The organism is Paenibacillus sp. TAF43_2 (genome assembly GCF_052113545.1).
In the GTDB taxonomy this organism is placed as follows: domain Bacteria; phylum Bacillota; class Bacilli; order Paenibacillales; family Paenibacillaceae; genus Pristimantibacillus.
Map to the genome: position 1 here is coordinate 1 of NZ_JBFRDK010000099.1, position 14,046 is coordinate 14,046.

Annotated in this window: 11 protein-coding genes; 3 read left to right on the forward strand and 8 right to left on the reverse strand. The window is 45.7% G+C overall.

Translation table 11 applies throughout. The features are described from left to right. Positions 1-38 precede the first annotated feature (38 nt). Entirely contained in the window at positions 39-1,232 is a 1,194-nt protein-coding gene (locus tag AB4Z17_RS20170; RefSeq protein WP_441961656.1) for a purple acid phosphatase family protein, read from the reverse strand. Between the two features lie 238 nt (positions 1,233-1,470). Here AB4Z17_RS20170 and AB4Z17_RS20175 point away from each other — a divergent pair, with 238 nt between their 5' ends. From AB4Z17_RS20175 to AB4Z17_RS20185, 3 genes are read left to right on the forward strand one after another with little or no spacing between them, the layout of a single operon-like run. Then, positions 1,471-2,184: a polyphosphate polymerase domain-containing protein gene (locus tag AB4Z17_RS20175; RefSeq protein WP_441911187.1), complete on the forward strand. Its 714-nt coding sequence runs from the start codon at positions 1,471-1,473 to the stop codon at positions 2,182-2,184. Between the two features lies 1 nt (position 2,185). Beyond that, entirely contained in the window at positions 2,186-2,902 is a 717-nt protein-coding gene (locus AB4Z17_RS20180; RefSeq protein WP_441961658.1) for a DUF4956 domain-containing protein, read from the forward strand. A gap of 18 nt (positions 2,903-2,920) precedes the next feature. Then, positions 2,921-4,702 (forward strand): CotH kinase family protein, encoded by a 1,782-nt coding sequence (locus tag AB4Z17_RS20185; protein ID WP_441961660.1) that lies wholly within the window; start codon positions 2,921-2,923, stop codon positions 4,700-4,702. A gap of 66 nt (positions 4,703-4,768) precedes the next feature. Here AB4Z17_RS20185 and AB4Z17_RS20190 read toward each other — a convergent pair whose 3' ends face one another. The 7 genes from AB4Z17_RS20190 to AB4Z17_RS20220 all read right to left on the reverse strand — a co-directional run bounded on the left by AB4Z17_RS20190 (position 4,769) and on the right by AB4Z17_RS20220 (position 14,035). Next, entirely contained in the window at positions 4,769-5,500 is a 732-nt protein-coding gene (locus tag AB4Z17_RS20190) for an MOSC domain-containing protein (protein ID WP_441961662.1), read from the reverse strand. A 169-nt stretch (positions 5,501-5,669) separates the two neighbouring features. Further along, a complete protein-coding gene (locus AB4Z17_RS20195) occupies positions 5,670-6,359 on the reverse strand; it encodes a 4'-phosphopantetheinyl transferase family protein (protein WP_441961664.1) in 690 nt (229 codons plus the stop codon). A 54-nt stretch (positions 6,360-6,413) separates the two neighbouring features. Further along, positions 6,414-7,757 carry a M20/M25/M40 family metallo-hydrolase gene (locus AB4Z17_RS20200; protein WP_441961666.1) on the reverse strand — a complete coding sequence of 448 codons (1,344 nt, stop codon included), beginning with the start codon at positions 7,755-7,757 and terminating at the stop codon, positions 6,414-6,416. Positions 7,758-7,800: 43 nt separating this feature from the next. Beyond that, positions 7,801-9,072, reverse strand: a complete 1,272-nt coding sequence (gene fabD, locus AB4Z17_RS20205; protein WP_441961668.1) for an ACP S-malonyltransferase — start codon at positions 9,070-9,072, stop codon at positions 7,801-7,803. Next, complete coding sequence (locus AB4Z17_RS20210; protein WP_441961670.1) at positions 9,066-12,278, reverse strand: non-ribosomal peptide synthetase; 3,213 nt, start codon at positions 12,276-12,278, stop codon at positions 9,066-9,068. The genes fabD and AB4Z17_RS20210 overlap by 7 nt, the downstream gene beginning before the upstream one ends. Before the next feature lie 18 nt (positions 12,279-12,296). Continuing rightward, positions 12,297-13,022 (reverse strand): thioesterase II family protein, encoded by a 726-nt coding sequence (locus AB4Z17_RS20215; protein WP_441961672.1) that lies wholly within the window; start codon positions 13,020-13,022, stop codon positions 12,297-12,299. 41 nt (positions 13,023-13,063) lie between these two features. Continuing rightward, the gene (locus AB4Z17_RS20220) at positions 13,064-14,035 is read right to left on the reverse strand and encodes a hypothetical protein (protein ID WP_441961674.1); all 972 of its coding nucleotides are present in this window, start codon (positions 14,033-14,035) and stop codon (positions 13,064-13,066) included. Between the last annotated feature and the right edge of the window lie 11 nt (positions 14,036-14,046).

Below are 14,046 nucleotides of genomic sequence, written 5' to 3' on the forward strand. Positions count from 1 at the left end.
AATTTCTTAGCTTGCAAAGAAATCGGCTTTTTGTAATGTCACTTCATTTTAGCATTGGCATCTCCGTGCTGTAGCACGAACTCATCCAGCTTTGCACCTTCCACGTCATAGGCTTGATAAGTTAAATTGTCGCCATTTACCGTAATCCCTGCAAACATTTGCTTCTCATTCTGAAAATGAACCTTATGATAAAACTTATCTTCCTTTTTCTCATTGAATTTTTGCCCTGCTGTATTGGTTACCACATATACAGTGCCCGCTCGGTTTTGCACCGCTTGATCACCGTCGCCTGTGATTTGACCATCACGAAGCGGATAGGATCTGGAGTATTCATGATTATGACCTTGCAGCACCAAATCAACCTCGAATTCATCAAATAGCGCTGTCCAATCCTTCACCTTCTTGTTCGTATTGCCTCCATAAGGCCCTTGATGCAGAGCAACGATTTTCCATGGCTTATCCGTGCTCTCCAAATCTTTTTTCAGCCAGCTTGTTTGCTCCTTTATATTCGATTCCGAATTTAAAATAACAAAATGAACAGAACCATAATCAAACGAGTATGTCGTTCCCGCATTCGATCCCTTAGCGCCGCTCGCAGGTAAGTTGAAATGAGAAACAAATCGCTTGGCATCTCCATCCACTTCATCATGGTTGCCCGTAACTGGCATAAATGGAAACTGTGTTACCCACTTGCCTGCTTTTGCGAAAAGCTCGGTCCAGGCATGCTCATCGGTGGGCTCTTCTGTCAGATCACCATTATGGACGATAAAGGCAGACGCCGGAAAAACGTTAAACGCCTGATCCAGCGTATTTCCCCACAGCTCAAAATCCTGCTCCGTCACGCCTTGCGAATCCGTTACGTTTATGAAAGTAAAAGCATCGCTTGCTTCAGCCTCCGTCCTAAATTGTGCAGCATCGCTCCATGCCTCTTTTTCTCCGCTGCCTACTCGGTACGTGTATATGGTTCCCGGCTTAAGGCCGGTTGCTTCTGCTTTATGAACACCCCGCAAAGTATCCTCACCTATGTCAATCGATGATGTTGTACCCTTAAAAGTCATTACATGAGCCTCTTCCCAATCGCTAGGGACGGCTCCTTCAATGATCTGAACAGTTGAATCGGAGTGTGCATTCGTACTATGCCAAGTGAAGGCGCGGCTAGTTTTTGGATCGCCCTTCAACGTAGTCACAATCGCGGCTGGCTTCACCGACTTATTGGCCTTTAACCATTCCATGCCAATGGCTCCCACAACTAATAAGGCGCAGCATATGAGCAGTATCATCATGTCTTTTCGGATTTTTATCCTAGTCACACTCCTTCTTCTCTATCTAATTTTAATTATATCTTAACAAAAAGCTGTTGCACGGCGCATTCAGCAATCTTTCAGCCAGCCTTAAGTTAAGAATAAGTAAAGGCCCGTAGAATAACATTTGTAAGCAGCGAGGGGCGCTGAACATGAAATGAGGTGTGAGATGAACAAGAACCTAAACTATCGCCATGAATTGAAATTTTTCATTAACTATCATCAATACTTTATTATTCGCCAGCGGCTAAAGGAGCTGATGGAACAAGACAAACATGTCGGTCCGTCAGGCGAGTACCATATTAGAAGCTTATATTTTGATGATATAAACAACAAAGCTTTGCATGAGAAGCTTGGCGGCATTCGCGATCGGGTCAAATATCGTATCCGCATATACAATGGCCAAGACCATGTCATTCATTTTGAGAAAAAAATTAAATTCAAGGACTACATCGCAAAGGTGAAGGAACCGCTAACGAGGGAAATGTACGACAAGCTTATGGATGGCGATTACGACGTCCTTAGAGGGCCGGACAAGCCGCTTTTGAACGAAATTCACAATGAAATGAAGCATCATTTGCTGCGTCCGAAGGTCATCGTCGATTATGTCCGTGAGCCATATGTTTACGCTAACGGCAACGTACGCATTACGTTCGACAAGGAGCTGCGCACCGGGCTTCATGCCGTTAATATTTTTGATGAAAAGGTGGAGCCCGTACGCGCACTCGACAATGATTTAATCATTCTTGAGGTGAAATATGACGAATACATTCCAGCCTTTATCCGAATCGCTTTGCAGCTGGAAGGACTAAACCGGCAATCCGCATCAAAGTATGTCATCTGCCGAAAACATTTGAAGTTCAACACATGGGAGGATTATTAAAATGGAAACCACTACAACTGCCGCGGCAGCAACGGAGACGACAACAAATTTTGCCGATCTTTTAAAAAATTCAGTACTGGATAACTTTGCTTCTGATATCAGCCTTTCGAAAATATTGATTACGCTAGGCGTCGCTTTTTTACTCGGCTTCTTCATTTACTTGCTTTATAAACGAATATTTAGCGGCGTGCTTTATTCAAAAAGCTTTAACGTTTCGCTGATCGGCATGACCATGATTACAGCAGTTGTCATTATCGCAATTAACTCCAATCTCGTGCTGTCGCTCGGTATGGTTGGCGCTCTGTCCATCGTCCGTTTCCGTACTCCAATTAAAGATCCAACCGATTTAATTTTCCTATTCTGGGCTGCTGTTGCAGGTATCGTTACTGGCGCGGGCTTCTTTACACTAGCGGTAATTGGTTCGGTTGTGGTTGGTCTTATTCTGTTCTTCTTCGTTAAGGGCGGATCGGTGGAAACACCTTACCTGCTTGTTGTTAACTGCGACAGCGATGCTACCGAGCAGCTTGTTCACAAGCAAGTCGGCACGCTCGTTAAACGTTATAACGTGAAGCAAAAAACAGTGACGCAGGGCAATATTGAAATGACGCTGGAAATTCGCCTTCGCGACGAAACCGGACGTTTCGTTAACCAACTGACGGAGCTGGCTGGCGTTCGTAACGCCGTACTTATTAGCTATAGCGGGGACTATGTATCCTAATTATCGGGAGGTGTTTTCATGAAAGCGAAAGCGCGTGTAATCTTATTATGCTTTTGCTCCATTCTCCTGGTTACTTTACTCGCTGGATGTGCCGCAGGCGGTACATCCTTCAGTCTCAGCAGCTCTGGTGCGGCAACGGGTACAGATGAGAAATCAGCGGATGAGCAAAAGCTAGATGAAACGGTTTTTCCTAAAGATAAAATCGTAGATGTAAAAATTACGATCGACGAGGATGCGTTCCAAAATATGCTGGACAACGCCAGCGCGGAGGAATATAAAGAAGCCTCGGTCGAATACAACGGTCAGAAGTTCGATAACGTAGCCATTCGAACGAAGGGCAACCTCAGCTTGAACAGTGTCGTAAGAATGACCGATTCCGATCGATACAGCTTTAAAATTTCATTCGATGAATATGTTAATCAAACCTTGCAAGGAATAAGCAAAATTAATTTAAATAACAACTACAGCGATGCCTCTTATATGCGAGAGTTTCTATCGTATGAGCTTGCTGAGCAAATGGGACTTCCAACCCCAAAATACTCATATGTCAATGTTTACGTCAATGGCGAGCTTTGGGGCTTTTATTTGGCTGTCGAGCAGATTGGCGATGCCTATCTTGAACGTAATTTCGGCAATGCATATGGTGCGCTTTACAAAGCAAACGGCGGCAACGGCAGCGAGCTCAACTGGCTCGAAACGATCGATGCCTATACGGGACTCGATTTGAAGTCCGACAAATCAAATGATGATATTTTGCTCGATATGCTGGATGAACTGAACAATGGCGCAAGTTACGAGAGTGTGCTGGACGTTGATGAAGCGCTTAAGTTCATTGCCTTAAACGCAGTAGCCGGCAACTTTGACAGCTACCTCTCTGAGAAAAAACATAATTATTATTTGTATGAGGATGACGGTATTTTCAGCATTTTGCCATGGGATTACAATATGTCCTTTGGCGGTTTCGGCGGCTCCAGCGTGCTCATTGATGAGCCAACTACTGGCGCGATAGCCGATCGGCCGCTTATTGACAAGCTGCTTAAAGTGGATGCCTATAAAGATAAATATCACGAAATCGTTACTGATATGTTAGAAGGGTATTTGGCAACCGATACGTTTCAGGCAAGGGTCGATGTAATTAAAGCTATGATCTCGGACTATGTAAAGGCAGACCCTTCCTCCTTCTACACGTATGAGCAATATGAGCAAGGTGTTGCTCAGGTTGTTTCCTTTAACTCGCAGCAAACCAGCACCATTGCACAGCAGCTCGCCGGTACCATGCCTGCAGCAGGCGACGGATCTGGCAGCGGCGGCGGGATGGGTGGCGGTGGTGGAATGGGCGGTGGTGGCGGATTCGGCGGCAATCGGCCAAACGCTCAGGAGGGTAACGGTCAAGCCGATGCGGGAAACAGCAATGCTGCTGTTAACGCAGGAGCCGGACAGCTTAATGCCGGAATTACAGCGAACAAAGAGCTGAGTCCGCAAGGTGCTGTGGCAGATGGCGTCGTTCAGCAAGTAGTTGACAACACTACCTCCCCTACTACACAGGGCACTCAAGGCGATGCGGGCATGGCGCCGCCAGATGGTCAAATGCCTAATCAGCAAGGCGGCATGCAAGGCGGGTTTGGCGGCCAACGACCAAATGATATGGGTGGCGGCATGGGCGGAGGCTTCGGCGGCCCTGGCACGCAGCAAACTCAGGCACAAGGCAGTCCTAAAGAAGCCGCGACGGCTGGAATCGCCATCGTGATCCTGCTTCTCTCCTGTGCATTCATCGTCTTCTATAAACGTAAACGACTATAAGCATTCTAGTTCAAAAAAAAAAGATCGCGCCCCCTTGCCACAGTGGCATTCGGGCAGCGATTTTTTTCAATCCATAAGAAATACCTTTTCGCCTACTTCAATGTCTCCTGTCTTTTTTACAGAAGCATACACCCCGAAGTTTAAATTCATCTCTGTGTTAATTTTTTTCAATAAGGAAGCATCACGTGCTAGCGAATCTGGATCAAGCGTAACCATGGAGCAGCGATCACAATATTTATCCACTTGCAATTCAGCACCGCCTACCGTTATTCGTCTGCCTAGCCACTCTTTTTCTCCAAAAGCGCCTTCCTCTACTGTAATAAGTATATTTGCTCTAAAGCGCCGCGCGTCCAGCTGTTTTCCYCATATCGCTTCGAGCTTTTGCAAGCTCCTATCGGTGATGATGAGGATACTGCCTTCATCCACCGCTTTAAGGTCAGGACTTTGTGCTTTATAACTGAGCATCCGCATCTTCTTCTTGGAGTACTTCTGCATTTCAGCTAACAGCTCCTCGTCCCAGCTGAAGGTCTGACCCTCTGGAGAAGTTATTTCTAATAGGGGATGCTCTGCGCTCGTGCGTTCATCAACCAGCTTCGCTTTGTATGCCAGCATCGCCGGAATTTCTCTTGCAGTAAAGAAGCTATCCCAGCCTTCCTTTGTTTCATCATAAAAAGCATAACAACGGTCGCCCATTAATCCGTATCTATCGATTTTACAGGCATCCAGTTCCTCTCCTGCAAATGACTTAATCGGGTACCTGCTTATGCCACTAATTTCACCAATCAACGTTAATGTCAATCCAACAACCTCCATACATCCGTTTACTTCCATACATAAATATCTTTGATTATAGTATAAACACAAAAGACGCGCGATAAGCGAAGTCCACCTTTCGATACAGAAAGGGTTTTCGCTTATCACGCGCCATGTCGTTTCACATGAATGGTACAAACGCAATGTATTACAATTAGAAAAAGAGGTGTATTAAATCCTCCATGCTCCAATGCTGCAGCTGATTAGGGAAACCTTTTGGAGCAGTAGTACAAGCCGCCAGCTTATAGCTTCGGTTCAGTTCATATTGTTTGAAAAAATAAGCTTCCGTTCTCGGAGTTAAAGCGATGGAGCTATCCTCACCAATATGTATTGAGAAGGAATCAAGCGGTATGGACAACCCTTTACCCTTTGCTTTTATGTAACTTTCCTTCAGCGTCCAAAGATCATAGAAATAAGCGGTTCGCTCCTCCCCTCTCAAACAAAACAAACGTTCATATTCCGTTTTCGAAAAATAAGATTTTGCTATGCTTTCATCTATTTCACATATTTGTTCCACATCAATGCCTACCGGGGAAGAGCTTATAAATAGGGCAGCCCAATCTCCAGCATGCGAAATATTAAAGTGAAAATCTTCGCAACCGATAAGTGACGGCTTACCATATGAATTGTAAGTAAACTGAATCTCTTGATTGGATAGGTCTAGGTTTCGCACAATTGCAGCACGTACAAGCACTTCACCAAATAAAGTCCGATAAACATCACATTGCTGTCGCAATCGACTTATTTTTAAACGCTTCTCTTCTGATACGAGACTTAACAATTGCCGGTAGTCATTCGACGTGATGTTTTGCGGTATTTTCAAAACCATGATTTCAGCCTGCACAGCTTGCTGCTCCTTTCCCCCTCAACTTATCCTTAATGCACTCGTCTGAATCTATTATAACCTCGAATTTCCATAACGCGCCATCACTTCATGAATAGCTTTTGCCCCAAAACGAATAGCAACAACAGGCACACGCTCATCTGCAGCATGGATCAACTCCGAGAAATTCATGTCCTCTGGGAGCGTCATTGGCAAAAAACCATACGTTTGAATACCTAATGTTGAAAAATGTCTCGCATCTGTTCCACCCGGCAGCAGCATCGGAATGGGCACTGCAGCTTCATCCGCTTTCTTCAGGACATCTGACAGCAATTCAAACAATTCCATTTCCGGGCTTTCTGGACAAGGGTCATGACGAATCACCTCTAACGTTATTTGATGTTTTATGGCATGATCGTACAGCTCGGCTATGAACTGCTCTGGAGTAAAACCGGGCAGCATCCTCCCATCCATCTCCACGATGATTTCACTTGGATGCACATTGATTTTTTCGCCGCCATGCACAATCGTAGCACTTATTGTGTTGCGAAGCAGCGGTTGAAACAGCTTTCCCTTGTCACCCATTATCCTCAGCATGAGATTGCTCAGGCGTGGCCGAAGCAGCCCTTTCAATAATAACCTCGGCAATAGGGGCAATGCCGATGCCATGGATTGAATCATATACGACGCTGCGGGCGTGACATGAATCGGCAGCTTGACCTTATTTAACGCTCCCAGCATATAGGCAAGCTGCGCCATGCTTCCTTCATTTTGGCCAAGAGAACCATGTCCGCCTCCTCCTCTAACAGTAGCTCTAAGGAAACAAATTTGTTTCTCTGCCACCATAATCGGATAAAATTTTTGGCCGCTTACTTGAAAGGAGAAGCCACCAAACTCCCCTATCGCATAGTTCACACCAGCAAAAAGATAAGAATGATGTTTAACTAAGTAGGAGGCTCCTAAATCCCCGCCTGCTTCTTCATCACTTACAATAGCCAAAATCATATCGCCTTGTAATGCTGTTTTCTCTGCATGGGCTCTTAGAAAGGCGGCAAGCATCATCGCTACACCGCCTTTCATATCTAGGCTTCCTCTCCCCCATACGTAACCATCGATAATCTCACCCCCGAATGGATCGCGGCTCCATGCTTGCTTCTCTACACCTACAACGTCAACATGCCCGTACATGAGAAAAGGAGGTGCATCTCCGCACCCCTTTAATCGTGCAATTAAATTAGGTCTATGCTCTTCTTGAGCAATAATGATCGTATCGCTGATTCCCGATTCAAGAAGAAGATCACGAATAAAATAAATACAATCTCGCTCATTGCCTGGCGGATTCGTTGTATTAAACCGTATTAATTGCTGCAATAGATATTGAGGAGACTCATATATTGGCCCGTCCAAGCTGCTAATCATCGTAAAGTCCTCCTTGGCATGGTTGACTTCCCTTTTACATCCTTTAACTTCTATTTGAAGCTAAAAATCGACTACCTAATTTATCCTTAAGGCCGTTGTCTTGAAGCACTTGTTCCAATCGATCCTGCTGTTCGTTCTCTGGAACAAGCTTCGTATGGAACGCAGAGATCAGCATCTCATAAGCCTTAACCAGATGCTTCCACTCTGCCCTGCCACGAGAAAGCTGAAGCTCATTCAACATCGTCTGAACCTCGCGGTAAGGTACAACTACACCTTGCTCATACTGCTCTAAATCCCTGTTCCGATTACGCATGCACGTAACGATAGTCAAACATTGAATAATAAAATCTAACGAATAGTGTTGCCCCTCATCCCGGCCCTTCTCAAGGAGCTGTTCCCTATCCGGTTCGTGGTCGAAAGAAAGCACCCTCAGGGCTGTACTATTGTTGGCTAGTTTCTTCAATATCGATTGGGGGCCCATCTCAACCGCTTCCGAAACCCCGTTCTCCAGCAAAAAACGGATAACCGCTGTCCATTGTACGGGTGCGGTAATCTGCTCAGCCAGCACTGCTGGAATCTCATCCGCACTCCGATATAATCTTGCAGTCACACTGGAAACAACCGGATGCTGGAGTGTTCCAAGCTTCAGTCCTTTAAGCTCCTCTGCAAATAGCTGCGCTGCCGGTGCCATAAGAGGACTGTGGAACGGCGCGCTCACATGAAGCGGGATGACAACGCCTCCCCGCTTGGAGATACGCTGCACCGCTTCGTTCAATACTCCTTTATGTCCAGAAATGACAACCTGATCATCTGAATTAATATTAGACACTACAACAATTTCAGCTCCACCCTGAAACGAGGAACTAGCGTGCTTGCAGATCGCTGCAACTTCAGCTGCGCTAAGCGACATTACCGCCGCCATTGCACCACTGCCGGCATCGTCCGCATCACGCATGAGCTCACCGCGACGATGAACGATACGGACAGCGCTGTCAAATGGGATACCCCCTGCACAAGTCAAGGCGGTAATTTCTCCAAGGCTATGACCGGCTAAAAATTGCGGAGCCTTCCCCAGCAGGTCTCTGTATATTTTGTACATTGCCATCCCTACAGTTAATATAGCTGGCTGTGCATATTCCGTCCTTGTCAATTCCTCCATGCTGCCCTCAAACATAAGTTTTGTGAAATCCATGTTTATCGCTTCATTCGCTTCATGAAAGGTCTCTTTGGCGAGCTCATATTTCCTATACAAATCCTTGCCCATGCCAACATACTGTGAGCCTTGACCGGGAAACAGCAATGTACCGCCTACCATACGCTTTCAGCTCCCTCTTCTAATTCTGCCATTACAACCTTGAGAGATGCTAGATACAGAGTGAGCAATTCATCCACATTTGCTATGTCCCATGAAAGAGCATCATACAGACATCGGATGTTTAACTCGTCTTCACTAAACTCAAGCTGAAGCGCAAAGCCGATTAGCGGCATATAGGACTCCATTCCTCTCAAGTCGGTTGAAGAGAACCATGGTATGATTCCATTGTCCAATGTACGGAAACCAGCTGCTGTCGCAAGCGAGGAAAAGGTATAATAGTYGCCGTTTTCCAGTTGATCAGCTACTTCAGGGATCATTTCCACAACCGTCATATAGTGGGACATATTCAGCGTCACAGGCACCATCCGATCTCCTACACCGTCTTTGACGATGACTGTAACTTCATCGGACATCGTAATATCGGAGAGCACGTACATATAAAGGACAAGCAATATATCGACGATATCTGATCCAATGTCTTCTGATAGCTGCATCAATTTTCCGAGCAGCGCTTCATCCAGCTTGCATAAACGGGGAATGGCTGCATGATCCATACCCGTTTCTCTGCTTATGATGCGATTAGGGAAAGTTAAACCTTTCAGCCCTGCTAGTCCATCCATATCTCCTTCTTCACTGAATGGTGCATCCATTAGCGCAGCCATTCCGCGGAGTGTCGCATGTCCGAACAAATCTGCAACGGATACACGAGAAGGGTAGTGCTGCTCCAAGTTGTGATGTAAAGCAACAAGCAGGATGGAGTTGCCTCCTACCTCGAAGAAGTTGTCTTCAGCGGCAAAGTCGACTGTATGCAGCACCTCTTGCCAAAGAGCCGCTACTTTCCGCTCCGTATCGGTATCCAGCTCAAGCAGCTGCAGAGCAAATGCGGCATTATCCCGCAAACGAGCCACTTCACTCTGCTTTGGCAGCGCCTTGCGATCAATCTTTCCATTATTATTCAATGGCAATGCTGCAAGCCAAATGTAACGCTGCGGCACCATATATTCAGGCACTCGACTTGCCATAAAGCTGCGAAGCTCTGATGTCGACAATTCAGACTCTGCTGCATAATAAGCGCATAACAATCCGCCATTAGACTGCTCCTCTTCCAGCAGCACCGCCGATTCAGTAATGTCCTCGTGCCGTGCGAGCATCATTCCAACTTCCTCCAACTCGACGCGATGTCCGCGGATTTTCACTTGAAAGTCACTGCGCCCGAGAAATTCGAGGTTTCCGTCGTTTAAGTAGCGTGCAAGATCACCTGTTCTATACATTCTCTCACCGGGATAAAAAGGGTCGCTAACGAACTGTTCCTCCGTAAGCTCCGGCTTTCCAAAGTAGCCTTGGGCCAATCTTGTCCCCGCTATGCAAAGTTCACCAGCTACTCCAGGAGGCTGAAGACGTCCCGCCTTATCCAAAATGTACGTTCGTACTCCAGCAAGCGGTTTGCCTATTCCAGGATGATTATCCTCAATCCGCTGTATCGTTGACCATACCGTCGTTTCTGTCGGCCCGTACACGTTGTATATTCGAAGCTGTGGATAAGGCTTCAGCCGATTCCATAGGGTTGGAATAAACGGCTCCCCGCCAATGATCAAATCTTTTAAATAGCGCAAGCATGGTCTCTCTTCTTTGCCAGCCAGCAGCATTTGCAGTCTCATCGGGGTAGTTACCATCATCTCAACATCATGTTTGACGATGAGACGATCGAGCAGGTCTGGGTCTCTGCGCTCCGCTTGTGATGCTAGAATCACCTTCATCCCATAAAGAAGCGGCATAATTAAGTCATGTATAGATACATCGAACGCAGCGCTTGCTAAAGCAACAATCGTTTTTCCTGGTACATATTCTACTTGCTCTGCCATTCCTTCTATGAACCGTATCGCACTCTCATGCTGAATCATGACACCTTTTGGTCTGCCTGTTGAACCTGATGTATAGATCACATAAGCTAGATTTTGAGAGGAATTATCCTGCTCCATGCTGTTTGAGAGTATATGTGAATCCTTCTCTTCCCTGCCAGCAGCGTACTGCTCGTCTCTCTCATCGATACAAACAATATTGCCTTCATATTGAGAAGCTTTCGAGAGGTAATCGTGCTGCGTTAACAAAACCTGTGCCTTAGTATCCTCCAGCATGTAATGAATGCGATCCTCTGGGTATTCCAAATCAATGGGCAAATAAGCGCCTCCAGCCTTCCAGATGCCAATGATGCCAACTACCAGCTCGACCGTTCGCTCCACCATCAGTCCAACCACAATTCCTGAACGCACGCCTTCGCTGCGCAATCTACTAGCAAGTTCGTGGGCCCGCTGATTCAGCGTGTCGTAAGTAAACGACTCCTCGCCGCAAATAAGTGCAGTCTCATGGGGGCGAGATTGAGCCTGCTTCTCGAATAGGTGATGCAGGGTTATGCTTGATTCACCAGCTATTCCCTTTCTATACAAAGGCTTAGCTTCAATCGATGAGCATGAACCAATACAAAGTGATTTTATTAATGCTTGAACTTCATCTTCATCCAATATGGCTGCATCTCTAAGGAGAACGTCGTCGCCTCGAACTAACAGCTCCGCTGCCCGATGAACATGATTAGCTAAATTTTTCATCATTGTCGTGCTGTAAGCAGAGCTATTGTATGTCATAGTAAGCGTTATGGCGGGTGATTCTGACTCTTGGACATTGTACGAAAAGAGCAAACCAACCCCGTCAGCGCTCGGTTTCCCATAACTATTTTCCAAGGTTACGGCTACAGCCTGTCCCGAATTAAAGCTGCTTGTTCTGGCAGAATCCATCGTTTCTAGTTCCAAAATATGTCCCTTGTTACTATCCTCGAATTCATTCAGAGCTCCGTCTAATTGCTTTAGCAATGACTGAAGCATATTTTGCTCATCTACCCTGATTTGAAGCGGAATCCATGTCCCGTCCATATGACTTCCGAATCTCTGAGACGGAATGCCGATCGTTAATTGGTCATCCCCTTTATATTTATAAAGCATGATATAAACCGCAGTAAGCAGTACGCTATACAATCGCTGATTGGAATGTTCAGCATATCGGAGCAGCATTTCTGCGAGCTCTTTGGGTAAATGGATGCGCTGCTCCATAGAACGATACTCCGCTTCTCTGCTAAGCAAGTCCGAGGGAAACCCTCCATCCTCTCGCCACAAATATTGATTTCTCTGCCCAGCGTCTATGAATACCTTATCCATATTTTTTGCTCCTCTCTATTATGAATGGATGATTTCTTTGGCAGCCAATGTCCTCAGGAGCGTATCATTTAGGAGCGCAACGACTTGCTGTTCCCGTTCATGTATGAAAAAATGGCCTCCTTCGAAGTTGACGATTTTACAGGTCTCCGTCGTTTGTGACTGCCAATCTTCTGAAGTCCCGTACAGGCTGCTGTCCTCAGAGCCATTCATAACAATGAGATGAAGAGGGAGCGGTCGCTTAATCTCTGGCTTGTACGTGCCAACCAGCTTAAAGTCAGCTCGCAGTATAGGCATAAATACGTCTCGCAGCTCCTTATGCTCGAACAGCTCAGCAGATGTTCCGCCAAGGCTTAATACTTCTTCAATAAAAGCTTTATCGGGAAGCTGATATATTTCTCGGTTCACATGGCTGGAATGAGGCGCCCCATACCCTGACATAAAAACTACGGAGGGGAGCGTCCATCCTGCTGCATGAATGCTATGAATTAATTCATAAGCGATCAAGCATCCCATGCTGTGGCCGAATAAAGCATACTGATTTTGTGTATAGTCGCGGATTAAATGCAATATATCTTTAACTGCCTCATGAATATCCTCGTAGAGCGGCTCACTCATACGGCTTCCTCTCCCAGCTAATTCAATCGGAATTAATTGAATAGAAGGATCCAGCTGCCGCGACCATTTCTTATAGACCTGAGCCGAGCCCCCCGCGTAAGGCAAACAAAGCAACGGTATACTATCCATAATTAGGAACGACCACCTTGTTAGGAAGCTATTTGATTTTGTTAAACACCACTAGCCAGCGTACGCCAAAATATTTTTTCCATCGCAAATAGTTTTTCTGCTAGAGCTATCTCTCTATCTCGCTGAAATTTATGCGTAACAAAAGATTGCTTGATCGCATTCCAGCCGTCACAGATCATCTCCAATTGATCCTTAAGGGATTCGTATAATGTCACATTTATTTGCTTCTGCTCTCGCAGCGTTCGAATAAGACCTTCATTTGCAATATGCCGGTTGCATATAATGTTGATTCCAATGAGTGCATACGTAATATGAGCACTATATTTATCCGGGCTTGAATCTACTTGCCACATTCCCTCCATGGAGAAATCGTCAAGCTCACGCGTAAGCCGTTCCGCATTGTCAACAACTTCCGATAAGTTCAATTCATACGGTTTAATCGTTGAATGAAGATTATAAATATAATAGGCAGGGCCATTATAGTTTTTGTTGATATTGTATTCTGAATTTTTGAATGCTTTTCTGAGCCGATCTTCAGGAACCTCATGTTCACTATAGCCAGCAAGCGTATCGTCAATGACATAGAAGGACGAGCGTTCATTATCGTAACCATTAAACAGCGAATAATGGTACCAATGAAACTTTTTCCAAGCCATGCTTCCCGGCAGCCAATAAAATAAATCGACATTCACACTTAAATTGCGCCCACCGTCAAGCACCTCTTTTATTTCATCTATAAACATTTCCTTATCGCGGAAGTGCCCCGGCTCAATCCACTTCATAACACCGGTTAATGGGAATTTGGTCCAATCGTCGAGATAATACAGCGTATCAATCGTCGGATATCGAAATTGCTGGTCTGTCGCTGCAGACCAAGGATAATATCGATGAATGTTCAAATATGCTGCATATCGGTAGCTGGGATGAGCAGAAACAGCGATTGAATAGGCTTGATTGAGCATACAGTTCGCCCAGAATTCATTAAATGGTTGTCTGTCCAACGTAACTTTCATCCGCTTATCCT